The 15,942-nt window shown below is 64.8% G+C and carries 13 protein-coding genes; 6 read left to right on the plus strand and 7 right to left on the minus strand.

Features of this window, described 5'->3' with window-relative positions; all coding sequences use genetic code 11:
* Positions 1-30: 30 nt before the first annotated feature.
* The 4 genes from AC1DX4_RS00510 (at position 31) to AC1DX4_RS00525 (ending at position 6,224) form a co-directional block, all read left to right on the plus strand.
* Positions 31-810: a helix-turn-helix transcriptional regulator gene (locus AC1DX4_RS00510; RefSeq protein ID WP_477218460.1), complete on the plus strand. Its 780-nt coding sequence runs from the start codon at positions 31-33 to the stop codon at positions 808-810.
* A gap of 242 nt (positions 811-1,052) precedes the next feature.
* Complete coding sequence (locus AC1DX4_RS00515; RefSeq protein ID WP_477218461.1) at positions 1,053-3,227, plus strand: alpha-ketoacid dehydrogenase subunit alpha/beta; 2,175 nt, start codon at positions 1,053-1,055, stop codon at positions 3,225-3,227.
* An 84-nt stretch (positions 3,228-3,311) separates the two neighbouring features.
* Positions 3,312-4,874 carry an ABC transporter substrate-binding protein gene (locus AC1DX4_RS00520; protein WP_477219086.1) on the plus strand — a complete coding sequence of 521 codons (1,563 nt, stop codon included), beginning with the start codon at positions 3,312-3,314 and terminating at the stop codon, positions 4,872-4,874.
* 120 nt (positions 4,875-4,994) lie between these two features.
* Positions 4,995-6,224 (plus strand): aminotransferase class III-fold pyridoxal phosphate-dependent enzyme, encoded by a 1,230-nt coding sequence (locus AC1DX4_RS00525; RefSeq protein WP_477218462.1) that lies wholly within the window; start codon positions 4,995-4,997, stop codon positions 6,222-6,224.
* Between the two features lie 33 nt (positions 6,225-6,257).
* Here AC1DX4_RS00525 and AC1DX4_RS00530 read toward each other — a convergent pair whose 3' ends face one another.
* Positions 6,258-6,995 (minus strand): GntR family transcriptional regulator, encoded by a 738-nt coding sequence (locus AC1DX4_RS00530; protein WP_477218463.1) that lies wholly within the window; start codon positions 6,993-6,995, stop codon positions 6,258-6,260.
* 131 nt (positions 6,996-7,126) lie between these two features.
* Here AC1DX4_RS00530 and otnK point away from each other — a divergent pair, with 131 nt between their 5' ends.
* Both otnK and AC1DX4_RS00540 read left to right on the plus strand, forming a co-directional pair.
* Positions 7,127-8,503, plus strand: coding sequence for a 3-oxo-tetronate kinase (otnK, locus tag AC1DX4_RS00535; RefSeq protein ID WP_477218464.1), 1,377 nt, complete (start codon positions 7,127-7,129; stop codon positions 8,501-8,503).
* Positions 8,503-9,141: a class II aldolase/adducin family protein gene (locus AC1DX4_RS00540; RefSeq protein WP_477218465.1), complete on the plus strand. Its 639-nt coding sequence runs from the start codon at positions 8,503-8,505 to the stop codon at positions 9,139-9,141. Before otnK ends, AC1DX4_RS00540 begins: the two co-directional genes overlap by 1 nt.
* Before the next feature lie 33 nt (positions 9,142-9,174).
* On the opposite strand, the gene AC1DX4_RS00545 is transcribed toward AC1DX4_RS00540, so the two are convergent.
* From AC1DX4_RS00545 to AC1DX4_RS00570, 6 genes are all read right to left on the minus strand, one after another.
* A complete protein-coding gene (locus tag AC1DX4_RS00545; RefSeq protein ID WP_477218466.1) occupies positions 9,175-10,611 on the minus strand; it encodes an NAD-dependent succinate-semialdehyde dehydrogenase in 1,437 nt (478 codons plus the stop codon).
* Positions 10,612-10,629: 18 nt separating this feature from the next.
* Complete coding sequence (locus AC1DX4_RS00550; RefSeq protein ID WP_477219087.1) at positions 10,630-11,868, minus strand: CaiB/BaiF CoA transferase family protein; 1,239 nt, start codon at positions 11,866-11,868, stop codon at positions 10,630-10,632.
* A gap of 78 nt (positions 11,869-11,946) precedes the next feature.
* Entirely contained in the window at positions 11,947-12,987 is a 1,041-nt protein-coding gene (locus AC1DX4_RS00555) for an ABC transporter ATP-binding protein (RefSeq protein WP_477218467.1), read from the minus strand.
* Complete coding sequence (locus AC1DX4_RS00560; RefSeq protein WP_477218468.1) at positions 12,984-14,060, minus strand: ABC transporter ATP-binding protein; 1,077 nt, start codon at positions 14,058-14,060, stop codon at positions 12,984-12,986. The genes AC1DX4_RS00555 and AC1DX4_RS00560 overlap by 4 nt, the downstream gene beginning before the upstream one ends.
* 3 nt (positions 14,061-14,063) lie before the next feature.
* Positions 14,064-14,906 (minus strand): ABC transporter permease, encoded by an 843-nt coding sequence (locus AC1DX4_RS00565; protein ID WP_477218469.1) that lies wholly within the window; start codon positions 14,904-14,906, stop codon positions 14,064-14,066.
* Positions 14,906-15,919, minus strand: coding sequence for an ABC transporter permease (locus AC1DX4_RS00570; RefSeq protein WP_477218470.1), 1,014 nt, complete (start codon positions 15,917-15,919; stop codon positions 14,906-14,908). Before AC1DX4_RS00570 ends, AC1DX4_RS00565 begins: the two co-directional genes overlap by 1 nt.
* Positions 15,920-15,942 lie beyond the last annotated feature (23 nt).

Genomic DNA, 15,942 nt, shown 5'->3' on the forward strand with positions numbered 1-15,942 from the left:
CGGTTGGGCCGGGATCGCCGAGAAGAGGGCATGCGCATGGGGACCATCTGGGCGCCGCTCGCCAGGGCGATCGCCGCCACCGGCACGGACAGGCATGTCGACTGCCTGATCGACCTGATCGGCGCCGACATCGCGCACGACCTCGTCACGGTGACGCGCTATTCGGCGACGCAGACACCGGAATTCGTCAAGCACCGGCGCTTCTCGGATGAGATGGTCCGGCTCTATCTCGACAATTACTATGTCTTCGACCCGTTCTATGCCTCGTGGCGGCGCGAGCGCAGATTGGGCATCATGCCGCTGAAGCGGCTCGCCGACGATGAGGCCAAGCGCGGCCAGTACATTGCCGGCTTCCTGGCGCAGTCAGAAATCTGCGACGAGGTCGGCATCATGCTGGCCGATGGTGGCGACTGGTGCCTGGGCATCTTCCTCGATCGCTCGACTAGTGCGTTCAAGGACAGCGAGATTGCTCAATTGGAAGAACGGTTGCCGGTATTTGCAGCCTTGCACGCACTCGACATTACCGCGCGCGGACGCGAGTTCTTCCGCACGACGGCGCCGACCAGCCCCGGCGCCTCGCCGCGGCAGGAGCCGACCATCCCGATGAGCCTGTGGCCGGAACTGTCGCTGCGCGAGCGCGAACTGGTCCAGCTGATCCTCGCCGGCCATCCGACCGCCAACATCGCCGAGCGTCTCGGCATCACCGTCGGCACGGTCAAGAACCACCGACGACGTATCTATGAAAAGCTCGACATCACCACCGAGCGGGAGCTGTTCCTGCAGTTTTTCCAGCATCGGGCGGACCAATAGCCGGTCTCCAATGCCTGTGCAGATTGGCCTCCGGTTCCGCCGGAACGATCCGATCACGTGCCTCAAAATTCCTCTTGCGGAACGGCGCCGTCCCAGCTTAGTCTCGGCTTCGTGCAGAAAATGAAATTTAATTCCATTTACCTGCCGGACTCCGCAAGCCAGTGTCATGTCCAGAAAATCGCCTGACACAATCGACTGAGAGAATATTTGATATATCATCTACCGAAACGGAACTAGGCTAAATGGTCCAGCAGACATCCATCCAGCCATCTGCGCCCTGGTTGCGGCTCGATGTCGACGCTTCGGACTGGAACGCGGCCGAGGTGTCGAGCCTCGTGCGCTGGTATCACCAGATGCTGCTGATCCGCCGGTTCGAAGAAAAGGTGCTCGACCTTGCCAATGCCGGCCTGGTGCACGGGCCAGCACACGCCAGTATCGGCCAGGAGGCGACGGCGGTCGGCGCGATGTCGATGCTGCGCACCGGCGACCGCATCAACGGCACCCACCGCGCCCATCACCAGGTGCTGGCCAAGCTGGTCAACGCACAGACGCCAGCCGGTTTCGATCCGCTGCACGACGCATTCAATCCGGACATGCAGGGCTCGGTGCGCAGCTTGATGGCCGAGATCATGGGTCTCAACGCAGGCTATTGCGGCGGCCGTGGCGGCTCGATGCATATGCGTGACGACGCTTCCGGCATTCCGGGCACCAGCGCCATCATCGGTGGCAACCTGCCGCATGCGGCGGGCTACGCGCTGGCCGACAAGCTGCTTGGCAGCGGCAACATTTCGGTCGCCTTCTTCGGCGACGGCACGATGATGGCGGGACCGGCCTATGAGGCGATGAACATCGCGGCGCTCTACCGGCTGCCAGTGATCTTCTTCGCCGAAAACAATTTTTATGCCGTCTCCACCCATGTCAACGAACAGACCCGCGAGACGCGGCTCGCCTCGCGCGGCCCGATGTTGGGCTTTCGCGGCATCGAATGCGACGGCATGGATGTGGTGGCGGTCCATCACGCCACGCGCGAGGCGCGCCGGGTGATCGAGGAGGAAGGCGGCCCGGTGCTGGTCGAGGCGCTCTGCTACCGCTTCCTGCATCAGAGCGGCGCGCGGCCCGGCAGCGAATTCGGCTACCGTACGCGGGCCGAGGAGGACGCCTGGAAGGCACGCGATCCGCTCACCACGATGGCGGCACGGCTGAAGACGATGGGCATCCTCAATGCCTCCGACCTCGCCACGCTCGAGCAGCGGGTCATGGACGTGGTCAACACCGCTGCCGACTCGCTGACCGAGATGAGCGGCAACGCGCTGCGCATTCCCGACTATCTGTGGCCGGACGCCGGCGAAGTCGACAACCAGATCCGCGGCGACCTGTCGGAACTCAGGGATGAGCGCTTCCTCGAGATCGAGGATGTGCCGCCGGCCGAGACCAGACCGGTCAAGTTCATGGTTGCCGCATCCGAGGTGATCGCGCGCGCCATGGAACAGGACCCGCGCATCATCATCATGGGCGAGGATGTGCACCGGCTGCGCGGCGGCGTCTCCGGCGCCACCAAGGGCGCGCTGGAACGCTGGCCCGAGCGCGTGCTGGCCATGCCGATCGCCGAGAACGGTTTTGTCGGCGTGGCATTGGGCGCAGCGCTTTGCGGCTTGCGACCGATCGTCGAGATCATGTTCGGCGACTTCTGCCTGGTCGCCGCCGACCAACTGTTCAACGCGGTGAGCAAGGTGCGCCACATGTTCGGCGGCGGCTTTCCGGTGCCGATGGTGGTGCGGGTGCGCGTCTCGCCGCACACCGGCTATGGCTCGCAGCATTCGGGAGATCCGTCCGGCCTGTTCGCGCTCTATCCCGGCTGGCGCATCGTCGCGCCGACGACGCCCTTCGACTATGTCGGCCTGATGAATTCGGCGCTGAAATGCGATGATCCGGTCGTCATCATCGAGCATGTCGAACTGTTTGCGAGCGAAGGTCCTGTTCCGAGCGATGACCGCGACTATTGCGTGCGGCTCGGCCAGGCCAGGATCGTCAGGCCAGGCAGTGCCTGCACGCTGCTCACCAGCGCCAGCATGGTGTCTGTTGCGAGGCAAGTGGTCGAGGAAACCGGCGTCGATGCCGAGATCATCGATTTGCGCAGCCTCGACCCGACCGGGCTCGACTGGCCGTTGGTGGAAGCCTCGATCCGCAAGACCAACCGGGTCGCCGTCGTCGAGCAGGTGCAGCGCGGCCTGTCACTCGGCGGACGGCTGACACAGGAGATTCAGGACCGCGTGTTCGACTATCTCGATCACGAGATCCTGCATGTGACGGGCAGCCTCTCGGCTCCCGTCGTATCGGCCCCGCTCAACCGGGCCGCACTGGGCGGCGCTGACAAGCTCAAGGCCGCGCTTCGATCCCTCACCGGCGTGGGCGGATAAAGCGAACGCATTGCCACAACGATCCGACAAGAAAATGGGAGAACTGAAATGAACATCTTACCGAGAACCAAGACCAGAGCGACGATGTTGGCGGCCGTGCTCATGGCCACCAGCGCCTTCTGGGCACCAGCCAGCTTCGCACAGGACGAGAAGCCGCTGGTCATCGCGCGTAACATCGACCTCAACTCGCTCGATCCGCACCGCGCCTTCTGCGACACCTGCCAGATCTACAATTCCAGCGTCTATGAATCGCTCTTGACGCTGGACAAGGACAACAAGCTGATCCCGCTCTTGGCTTCCAAGTGGGAAGGCAATGCCGACCAGACCAGCTTCACCTTCACGCTCGACCCGGCCGCCAAATTCTCCGACGGCTCGCCGGTCGAAGCCAAGGACGTGAAATGGTCTTGGGAGCGGCTGAAGAACCTCAAGGGCAGCGCATCCTTCCTGATGGACAATGTCGCCTCGATCGAAACCCCGGACGCGCACACGGTCGTCGTCAAGATGGTGGCGCCGAGCTCGGAATTCCTCAACATCGCGGCGGCGCCCTACACGGCTGTCGTCAACAGCAAGGTCGCTTCCGAAGCCGGCGCCAAGGCCGGTGCGGACGCCTCGACCACCGACAATGCCGAGGCCTGGTTCCTGGCGCATTCGGCCGGCAGCGCACCGTTCGTGCTGAAATCCTATGAGCCGAATTCGGAGCTGCGCCTGGTGCGCAACGACAAGTACTGGCGCACCGCGCCGGCGTTGAGCGAAGTCGTCATCCGTCAGACCAAGGACGCGGTGGCGCAAGCGCAGATGCTGCAGAGCGGCACCGCCGACATCGCCATGCAGATCGACCCGGACACCGCCAAGACGATGACCGGCAGCGACGTCAAGATCGAGACCGTGCCGTCCTACAATTTTATCTACGTCGCGCTCTCGCCCGGCGCCAAGGCCAACAAGGTGCCGCTCACTCCGGACGTGCGCGAGGCGATCTCGCTTGCGCTTGACCGCCCCAGCATCCTCGACTTCACCATCGGCTCCGAGGGCCAGCTGATCAGCGCGCCGATCCCGCTCGGTTTCCCCGGCGGTTCGGGTTTCGAGGCGCAGCCCTATGATCTCGCCAAGGCGAAGGAGCTGCTGGCCAAGGCCGGCCATGCCGACGGTTTCGAGATGGAAGCGGCCTTTCCGGGCATGAACGTCTATGGCGTTGATCTCTCGCTGCTGATGCAGAAGGTCCAGCAGGATCTGGCCAAGGCCAACATCAAGCTTGACCTGCAGCCGATTCCCTTCGCCAACTGGCGCGAGCGCGTCAACGGCGATGGCATCCCGATGACCGCCGTGTTCTACGCGCCGGACTATTACGGCACCTCGCAGTATGTCGATTATTTCGCCATGACCAAGGGCAGCCCATGGTCGCGCCGTGCCGGCGCGGAGCGCGACCCATCGGTTATCAACCCGAAAGAAGCAGACCTCTACAAGGCAGCTTTGGCGGCAAGCGGTGATGAGGCCGCCAAGCTGTGGCACCAGATCGGCGAAGAAATGATCAAGGACAGGATCATCCTGCCGCTGGTCAGCCCGAACCTGATCCTGGCCTACAAGTCCGACGTCAAGGGCGTGCGCTACAGCGCCTGCTGCAACCTGCCGCTGGCCGAACTCAGCCACTGAGCCAACAGATCGCGGGAGGCGGCCAACCGCCTCCCGTTTCTCCCACTTCGGAAGATCGACAAATCCTGTTCTTCCAGCAGTCAAATTCAATATATGATATATCAATACGGAGACCTCATCATGCCTTCCCTGATCAACTCCAAGGACCAGCTGCTGCGCGAGCGCGCGGCCTCGGTCATTCCGGGCGGCATGTGGGGGCATATGGCCACTCGCTATCTCGGCTCGGCCTATCCGCAGTTCTTCGAGCGCGCCGATGGCTGCCGGGTCTGGGATGTCGACGGCCGCGAATACATCGATTTGATGTGCAGCTGGGGTCCGAACATCCTAGGCCATCACCACCAGGCGGTCGAGGAAGCGGCGGCGCGGCAGCGCAGTCTCGGCGACGCGATGAATGGCCCCGGCGAAGTGCTGGTCGAACTGGCCGAGCTGCTGGTCAAGACTGTCGCTCACGCCGACTGGGCGATGCTGCAGAAGAACGGCACCGACGCCACCACGGCCTGCGTGACCATCGCGCGCGCCGGCACCGGCCGGCGCAAGGTGCTGGTGGCGCGCGGCTCCTATCATGGCGCGGTGCCGTGGTGCACGCCCTCGCTTGCCGGCGTCACCGCCGAGGATCGCGCTCATCTGATCCATTTCGACTACAATGACGTCGCCAGCCTGGAAGCGGCCGTCGAGCAAGCCGGCAATGACCTTGCCGCTGTCGTCGTCACCGCCTTCCGCCACGACATTGCCCGCGACCAGGAACTGCCGACGGCGGCTTTTGCCAAGCGCGCGCGCGACCTCACCACCGCCGCCGATGCGGCACTGATCGTCGATGATGTCAGGGCCGGGTTCCGCATCGATCTCGCCGGCAGCTGGGAGCCGCTGGGTGTGCGGCCCGACCTTTCCGCTTTCTCGAAGGCGATCGCCAATGGCTATCCGCTCGCCGCCATCACCGGCACCGACCGGTTCCGCGAAGCCGCGACCAAGGTCTATGTGACGGGCTCGTTCTGGTATGGCGCCGTCGCCATGGCCGCGGCGATCGCCACCATCAAGACGCTGCGCGACACCAACGCGATCGCGAGCATGAATGCGGCCGGTGAGAGATTGCGCTCGGGGCTCGATGCAGCGGCGAAGAAGCATGGCCTTTCGCTTCGCCAGACCGGGCCGGTGTCGATGCCGATGGTGCTGTTCGACGGCGATGCCGAGTTCAAGAAGGCCGCTGCCTTTTGCTCGGCCGCCTTGCGCGAGGGCGCCTATTTCCACCCCCGGCACAACATGTTCCTGAGCGCCGCGCACACCGCGAAGGACGTGGACTTGGCGCTGCAGGCCGCCGATGCCGGCATGGCCGCGGCGGCGCAGGTGGCGTGAGCAGGCACTATGCTGCGCGAGAGTATAAAAAACTCAGCTGGCCGCCGACACCAGGCGGCCGTTCTGCGCCGCGCGGCGCAGTTCCTCCGGGGTGACCGCGCCGTCATTCAGCCGCTCGAGCACCTTGACCAGCAAGCGGCCGCCTTCGATCATGTCCTGCTGGATGCCCTTGCGCACGCCGTTCTCGTCGCGGGCGCGCAGCGCGTCGAGGATGTCGAGATGGCGGTGACGGCCATCATAGGTCGGCCTGGCATTCGGATACTGATAGTTCACCAGCGGGCCATTGCGCAGCCAGATGCCCTCGATGATGGCGAGCAGTTCCGGCATGCCCGCCGCCTGGTAGATCGAGTGGTGGAATTCCCAGTTGTCGCGGACGGCTTCGAACCAGCGGCCATTGTCCTCGTCGGCGATCAGTCTCTCATGCACCGCCGCCAGGCGATCGATCTCGCGCGGTTCGATGCGCGTCGTCGCCGCGGCACCAGCCATGCCTTCGAGATGCAGGCGAATGCTGCGCAGCTCCAGATACTGGGCGAGCGACAACTGGGCGACGGTGATCGACCGGCCCGCTTCCATCTCCAGGCCCTTTTCGCGCACCAGCTGCATCAGCGCCTCGCGCACCGGCGTCTCGGACACCTGCAGGCTGGCGGCAAGGTCACGGATCTTGAAGCGATGCCCCGGCCAGAAGCGGCCTTCCATCATGGCGCGGCGCAGCTCTTCGTAGACGCGGGTCGTCAGATTGTCGCGCGCGATCGGCGCGATGGAAGCAGTCACATCCAGTCTCCGTCCTTGCGGTGGCGCAGGCGTCGCCTGAGTCGAGCGGGCTGTGTATATGATATCACGATGGGCCTGGCCATCGGCATCGGACACGCCATCGAAACCAAAAAATCAGGGGAACGAGCCGCATGACCGCGTCGAGGCCTTCCCTTCTGTTCGGTGCCATTGCCGATGATCTGACCGGTGGCACCGAACTGGCGTCGATGCTGGTCGCGCGCGGCGTCCCGACAGGCTGCACCGTCGGGTTGGAGGCGCCAATCCTATCGGGCAATCTTGCCCATGTGATCCTGCTGAAAACCCGCGTTATCGCCGCCGACGACGCGGTGCGCCAGGTACTTGATGCCGCCGACCGGTTGATCGAGGCTGGCGCGCGGCAGATTTTCTTCAAATATTGCGCGACCTTCGATTCCACACCTGCCGGCAATATCGGCCCCTGCGCGGAAGCGCTGCTCGAACGGCTTGGCGGCGGCGTGACACTGTTCGCGCCGGCGCTGTGCGAGACCGGTCGCACCGTCTATCAGGGGCATATGTTCGGCGGTTCGCAGTTGCTGGCCGAATCGCCCAAACGTTTCGATCCGCTGACGCCGATGACCGATTCCAATCTGGTCCGCGTGCTGCAGGCGCAAAGCAAGGGGAAGGCTGGACTGGTGCCGTACCTCACCATTGATGCCGGCCCCGAAGCCATCCGCGCTGCCGTGCGGGAGAAGAGCGCGCGGGGCGAGACACTGCTGGTCACCGACACGCTCCGCGAGCGCGACCTGGCGGCGATCGCGGAAGCCGCCTTCGACCTGCCGCTGATGACCGGCAACTCCTCGGTCGCCGCGCATCTGCCGCCGGCCTGGCTGGCGCATGGGCTGCTAAACCCAAGCGATCTGGTGGCCGCCAGCCTGCCGGCCGTGGACGGCGCGGCGGCGGTGCTGGCCGGCAGCGTCGCCGACCGCACCATCGAACAGCTTGAGCGCTTCGCGCAGGACAATCCGTTGCTGACGATCGACCTTGCCGGCGCCTTCGCCGGCGCCGATGTCGTGGCGCAAGCGCGAGCCTTTGCCGAGCAGCATCTGCCCAACGCAATGATCGCTATAGCGACGACTGCATCGCAGGCCACGGTTGAGGCACTACAGCAGGCACATGGCCGTGACGCGGCCGCGGCAAAGGCGGAAGAAATCCTCGCCGAGATTGCGCACATCCTCGTGCGCGATTTCGGTGTGCGGCGATTGGTCGTCGCCGGCGGCGAGACCGCCGGCTCGGTCATCAAGGCGCTCGGCATCACGGGGATTGCCATGGGCGCCTATCAGGGGCCCGGCCTGTCGCGCGCCATCGCCCATCTGCCCGGCCTGCCCGACGACCCGCTGGCGCTGATGCTGAAATCGGGAAAGCTCGGCGGCCCCGACATCTTCGCCGACGTGCTGCAAGACATGACGCGGGCAAGAACCATTGCACCGGCAATCGAAACATGGCCACCGGCAAAATCGACCACAGGGCCAACCCCGGGGAAAGCATCGTAATGGATACCGACATCGCACGCGCCACTCTGATCGCCGCGACGGAGACCCTGGACGCCAGCGGAATGAATGTCGGCACGACAGGCAATATCAGCGTGCGCACGCCAAGCGGCATGCTGGTCACACCGACAGGGATAGCCACAAAAGCGCTTCGGCCGGAGCAGATGGTGGCGATGCAGCTCGATGGATCCTGGGACGGTGCATTCAAGCCATCGAGCGAATGGGAAATGCATGCCGAAATCTACAAGGCTTTCCCGGGGGCCGGCGCCGTGGTGCATGCCCATCCCGACCATTGCGTGGCGCTGTCCTGCCTGCGCGAAGGATTGCCCCTGTTTCACTACATGGTCGCTGGCTTCGGCGGCGACGATGTGCGTTGCTCGGATTATGCGCTGTTTGCATCGAGCGAACTGGCCAAGGTGGCTGTTGTGGCGCTCAAGGACCGCAATGCCTGCCTGCTCGCCAATCACGGCATGATCGCCTTCGGCGGCGATCTCGACACAGCGCTCATCCGCACCGTCAAGCTCGAAACCCTGGCGCGGCAATATCTGCTCGCACGCAGCGCCGGCACGCCGGTGCTGATCGGCGAGACCGAACTCGCCGCCATTCGCGGACGCTACAAGAGTTACGGCCAACAGAAATAACTGGACGAAGTTTGACTCAGACAGGCGTCGGTTTCAGTAGACTTGCAGATGCGAGAAGAACTTCGAGTTGAGATAGCTTTCCAGTGCGTCGGCGCCGCCCTCGGTGCCATTGCCGGAATCGTTGATGCCGCCGAACGGCACCTCCGGCAGGGCCAGGCCATAATGGTTGATCGACACCATGCCGCTGGCGATGCCCGACGACATTTTTGAGGCACTTGCCGCCGAGCGGGTGAAGCCATAGGCGGCGAGGCCGTAGTTCAGCCGGTTGGCTTCCGCGAGCGCCTCGTCGAGTCCATTCACCGGAGTCATCAGCGCCAGCGGGCCAAACGGCTCCTCATTCATGGCCCGGGCATCGGCGCCGATGCCAGACAGGATGGTCGGCTCGAAGAAATAGCCGGAATTACCGATGCGCTTGCCGCCGGTGACGAGCTCGGCGCCTTTCTGCACGGCATCGTGAACCAGTTCCTCCATCGCCTGCACGCGGCGCGGATTGGCGAGCGGACCCATGGTCGTGCCTTCAGCGAGACCATCGCCGACCTTGATCCGGCTTGTGGCTTCGGCGAAGCGGCCGACGAAATCATCATAGACCGCGTTGTCGACAAGGAAGCGTGTCGGCGCCACGCAGATCTGGCCGGCATTGCGGAATTTGGACGCCACCATCGAACGCGCGGCGCGGTCGAGATCGGCGTCGGGCAGAACGATGACCGGCGCATGGCCGCCCAATTCCATCGTCGCGCGTTTCATGTGCAGTCCGGCAAGCGACGCCAGCTGCTTGCCGACCGGCGTCGAGCCCGTGAACGAGATCTTGCGGATCACCGGATGCGGAATGAGATAGGCCGAGATTTCCGACGGGGTGCCATAGACCAGGTTCAAGACGCCGTCGGGCAGACCGGCATCGACAAAGACGCGCACCAGTTCGGCGGGTGAAGCCGGCGTCTCTTCCGGTCCCTTGATGATGATCGAGCAGCCGGCGGCGAGCGCCGCCGACAGTTTGCGCACCGCCTGGTTAAGCGGGAAATTCCAAGGTGTGAAGGCGGCCACCGGGCCGACGGGTTCCTTGACCACCGACTGGCTGACGCCCTCAAGCCGCGCCGGCACGATGCGGCCGTAGCTGCGCCGCGCTTCCTCGGCGAACCAGTCGATGATGTCGGCGGCTGCGAACGCCTCCATGCGCGATTCGGCGATCGGCTTGCCCTGCTCCAGCGTCATCAGCGTCGCGATATGCTTGTTGCGCTCACGCAGGATGGTGGCGGCCTTGCGCATCAGCTTGGAGCGGTCAAAGGGAGAGACGCGCCGCCAGGTCTCGAAGCCCTTGGCGGCGGCGGCGAGCGCTTCATCAAGATCATCGATGCCGGCATGGGCGAGCGATCCAAGCTCGGCTTCCGTCGCCGGATTGACGATGGGCATGGTGCGTCCACCCCGCGCGGGGCGCCACGAGCCATCAATATGCAGATGAACATCGGGATACATTGCAGGCTCCGTGAAAGGTCAGGCGTGAACAGGCTCGGCGGCAGGCGTGTAAATGCCGATGGCGCCAGTGCCGATCAGTTGGTCGATGGTCTCGGGGCTGTAGCCGAGAATATCCGTGAGTACGGCGGCCGTGTCTTGGCCGAGCATGGGCGGCGCCGTGAAGTCGGCGGTCAGCTGCGCGGCGAGCCCTTGCGCCGGGCGCACCATGGCGACGGAACCGAGATGCGGATGCGGCAAGGTGTGGACGAGGCCGCGCTCGCGCACATTCGGGCTGTCGAAGACTTCCGGTATCGACTTCACCATGCCGGCCGGAACGCTGGCCGCGGCACAGGCCGCCATCCAGTGACCGCGCGTTTGCGTCCGGAAAACGGCGCCGAGTTGCGGGATCAACGCCTCGCGGTTGGTAGCGCGCGCGCCTGCCTTGATGAAGCGCTGGTCCTTTGCCAAGTGCGGAAGATCAACCACCTGCTCGCACAGCGCGGCGAACTGGCGGTCATTGCCAACCGCCAAGGCAAAGCCGCCGTCAGCGGCTTCGAATATCTGGTAGGGGACGACGGTCGGATGGGCGTTGCCGTAACGAGCCACCTCGCGACCGGTGTTGAGGTAGCCACTGCCGACATTGATCAAGAGGCTGAGCGCACAGTCGATCAATGACAGGTCGAGGAACTGCCCCTTCCCGGTGGTTGTTCGCTCATAGAGTGCGGCCAGGATCGACTGCGTCGCGACCATCCCGCAGACGATATCGGTGATGGCGACGCCGACACGCATCGGCTCGCCGTCGCTCTCGCCGGTGATGGCCATCAGACCACTCTCGGCCTGCATGACGAAATCATAGCCGGGCCGGCCGGCATCGGGCCCGGTCTGGCCGTAGCCGGAGATCGAGCAGTAGATCAGCCGCGGGTTGGAGGCGCTGAGCTCCTTGTAGCCGACGCCAAGACGGTCGGCGGTGCCGGAGCGGAAATTCTCGACGACGATGTCGGCCTTGGCCGCCAGCTCGCGCACGATCGCCAGGCCCTGCGGGCTCTTCATATCGAGCGCGACGCTCTGCTTGCCGCGATTGGCGCAGAGATAGTAGGTAGAGACGCCCTTGTAGCTCGGCACCGACCAGGCGCGGGTGTCGTCGCCGCCATCGATGTTCTCGATCTTCCAGACCTCGGCGCCGAGATCGGCCAGGCTCATCGTCGCCCATGGACCGGCGAGCACGCGCGAGAGGTCGAGAACCTTGATGCCTTCGAGCGGCAGGCGCGCCCGGCCCATTATGCCGGCATCGTTGGTGTGGGCTTCAGTCACATCGCAATCCTTCGCGGGTAATTCGGCAGCTGCCTGGCCAACCTGTCAGACGGTCCTGAAGGTGTTGACCGGTTCCGGGAAATGACAGGCGACGCGATGCTTTTCCCCGGACGGGCCGAGCGGCGGCTCGGCTGAGGCGCAGATCGCTTGCGCCTTGAAGCAGCGCGTGCGGAAGCGGCAGCCCGACGGCGGGTTGAGCGGGCTCGGCACGTCGCCGGTCAGCACGATCCGCTCGCGCTTGCGTTCCTTCTCGGGGTTGGCGAGCGGCACGGCCGACAGAAGCGCCTGGGTGTAGGGATGCAGTGCCCTGGAATAGAGCTCGGCAGCCGGTGCGATCTCGACGATCTTGCCGAGATACATGACCGCGACATGGTGCGAGATGTGGCGCACGACCGAGAGATCGTGGGCGATGAACAGATAGGATGTGCCGAAGGACTGCTGGATATCCTTGAGCAAATTGAGCACACCTGCCTGCACCGAGACATCGAGCGCCGAGACAGGCTCGTCGAGGATCACCACTTGCGGGTTGAGTGCGAGCGCGCGGGCGATGACGACGCGCTGGCGCTGGCCGCCGGAGAGTTCGTGCGGATAGCGCTTGCCATGCTCCGGATTGAGCCGCACCAGTTCGAGCAGTTCGGCAACGCGGGCTCGGCGGTCGGCCTTCGACATGTCGCTCATGCGCAGCGGCTCGGCGATGTTGTCGGCTATGCGCATGCGCGGATGCAGCGACCCGTAGGGATCCTGGAAGACGAGCTGGATGTAGCGCCGCATCAGGCGCATCTCCTCATGGTTCAGCGCCAAAAGGTTCTGGCCACGGAACCAGCTTTCGCCACTGGTCGGTTCGATCAGCCGCATCAGGCAGCGTCCGAGGGTCGACTTGCCGCAGCCGGATTCACCGACCAGGCCCAGCGTCTCGCCTGGTGCCACGTCGAAGGAAACATCGGCGACCGCACGGACATGGGCAACCGCGCGGTCGAAGACGAGGCCACCGCGAACCGGAAAATCCTTGACCAGATGACGAACCGATAGCGCTGCTTCCGGCGCTGGCCTGGTTTCAGCTTGAACTTGCTCCGCTGCTGCGTTCATGGGGCCACGCGTCCAGTCTCCAGGCTTGCCGCCGCCAGCACGGCGCTGTGGAAAGGCGGCAAGGTCGTCGCGAAATGACAGGCCGAGAAGCGGCCGCCAATGTCATGCAGCGGCGGATCCTCGACCCGGCAACGCGCCTCGGCATGGATGCAGCGCGGATGGAAGGCGCAGCCACCCGGTAGACGGCCGAGTGCGGGCGGCGAACCATCGATCGAAAAAAGCCGCTCGCGGCTTTCCTCGAGGTTGGGGATCGAGGCGATGAGGCCGCGCGTGTAGGGGTGGCGCGGGTCGGCGAACAGCTCCGACACGGTGGCCTGCTCGACGACGCGGCCGGAATAGACGACGGCGACACGGTCGGCATGGCCGGCGACGACGCCGAGGTCGTGGGTGATCAGCACCAGGCCCAGACCGAGCCGCTCTTGCAGCGAGCGCAGCACGGCCAGGATCTGCGCCTGCACCGTGACGTCGAGCGCGGTGGTCGGCTCGTCTGCGATCAACAAATCGGGGTCATTGGCAACGGCCATGGCGATGACCGCGCGCTGGCGCATGCCGCCGGAGAATTCATGCGGGTACTGGCTGGCACGCCGTTCCGGCTGCGGGATCGACACCAGGTTGAGCAGTTCGACCGCGCGCGCCATCGCCTGCTTGCGGGTGACGCGCTGATGCAGCCTGACCGCCTCGGCGATCTGGGCGCCGACGGTCATCACCGGGTTCAGCGAGGACAGCGGATCCTGAAAGATCATGGCGATGCGCGCGCCCCTGATCTTGCGCATTTCGCGCGCCGGCTTGCCGACCAGTTCCTCGCCCTTGAAGCGGACCGAACCGGTTACGACAGCGTTCTTCGAGGTCAGGCCCAGAGCAGCAAGCATGCCGACCGACTTGCCCGAGCCGGATTCGCCGACAATGCCGACAACCTCGCCCTTGGCAACGTCGAGGTCGATGCCGCGCACCGCCTCGAACTGGTTGCCGGCCTTGCGGAACCCGACCCGCAAGCCGCGAATGGACAGCAGCGGCTCGCGCTCGCCTGGCTTGTCAACCGCGCCGGAGCGCGCTGAAGATAGCTGTGCGCTCATCGCCTAATCCGACCTTGGATCGAGAATGTCGCGCAGGCCATCGCCGATGAAGTTGAAGCCGAGCACGATGGTGAGGATGGCGACGCCGGGGCCGAAGGCGATCCACCATTGATAGAAATGCACGGCGCCGTCGGAGATCATCGATCCCCATTCGGGTGTCGGCGGGGTGGCGCCGAGGCCGATGAAGCTCAGCGACGCGGCAAGCAGCACGACCTGGCCGAGATCCATGGTGGCGCTGATCAGCACCGGGGTCCAGCAGAGCGGCAATATGTGCGTGAACAACACCCGGCGTGGCCTGGCGCCGGCGGCGATCGCCGCCTCGACATGCTCGCGCTCCTTCACTTCCAGCACCTGCGCCCGCATCAGCCGGGCGTAGACCGGCCACCAGACCAGCACCATGGCGATGGCGGCATTGCCGAGGCCGGGACCGAGCGAGGCTGCGACAGCCATGGCGAGCAGCATCGGCGGGAAGGACAGAGTGATGTCGACCAGCCGCATGATCGCGGCACCCGTCAGGCCGCCGACGAAGCCGGAGATGGCGCCGAGCAGCGAGCCGATGACGACGGCCGAGACGACGACCAGAACCGCGATCGGCAGCGAATGCGCCGCGCCGTGCAAGGTGCGGGCCAGCACGTCGCGGCCGAGTGCGTCAGTGCCGAGCCAATGCGCCCAGCTCGGCGGTTGCAGGCGGCGGGCAACCATTTCCAGCGGATCGAACTGCACCACCAGATTGGCGAACACGGTCATGAACAGCCAGAAGAGGATGACGACCGTGCCGATGACCAAGGGGGCGGTCAGCCATTCGGGGATGGCGGCGGAACGGGACTTGGTGACGACAGCCGACATCAGCTCAACCTCACCCGCGGATTGGCGACGACATAGAGGATGTCGGTGATGAGGTTGGTGACCAGGAAGGCGAGGCCGCCGACAATGGTGACGCCGATGATCGCCGGGAAGTCGAGGGCGCGCGCCGCTTCGACCGCATAGGAGCCCATGCCCGGCCAGGAAAAGATGGTCTCGGTCAGCACCGCGCCGGTGATCAGATAGGCGAAGGAATAGCCGATGACGGTCAGCGTCGGCACCATGGTGTTGCGCAGCGCATGCACGATGACGACACGGAACTCGCTCGCGCCCTTGGCACGCGCGGTGAGCACGAATTCGCGGCTCATCACATCAAGCATGTTGGCGCGAACCAGCCGCGATATGGTTCCCGATACCGTCCAGCCGAGCACGAAAGCCGGCAACAGCAGATGCCACAGCGCATCCTTGAAGACGGTGAGGTTGCCGGCGAGCAGCGAATCGATGGTCAGGAATCCGGTGATGCCGGGCGGCAGCGGCAGCCGGGCATCCAGCCGGCCCGGCCCCGGCAGCCAATTCAGCATGACCGAGAAGATGAAGAGCAGACCAAGGCCAGACCAGAACACCGGCAGCGACGAGCCGAACAGGGCAAACAGCCGCGCGCCATGGTCGATCAGGCTGTTGCGGAAATAGGCGGCCAGAACCCCAAGCACGATGCCGAGCGTGGTGCCGAAGATCATCGCGGCAAAGACCAGTTCCAGCGTTGCCGGCAAGCGATAGAGAATGTCGGTGCCGACATTGCGCTTGGTGATGAAGGACGTGCCGAGGTCGCCGCTCAACAGATTGCCGAGATATATCATATAGCGTTCCGGCAGAGGACGATCCAAACCCCAGCGGGCCTTGGCGGCGGCGACCACTTCGGGGTTGCTCATCTGCTGCTCGGCGACGATCGCCGTCAGCGGATCGCCCTTGGTCACGGTGGTGATCAGAAAAGCAATGGTGACGATGCCGAGTACCAGGAACGGCATCGCGATAAGCCGGCGCAAAATATAGCGGGACACGTGGCTACCTTCACAAGGACGGG

The organism is Mesorhizobium sp. P3_A8 (assembly GCF_056402995.1).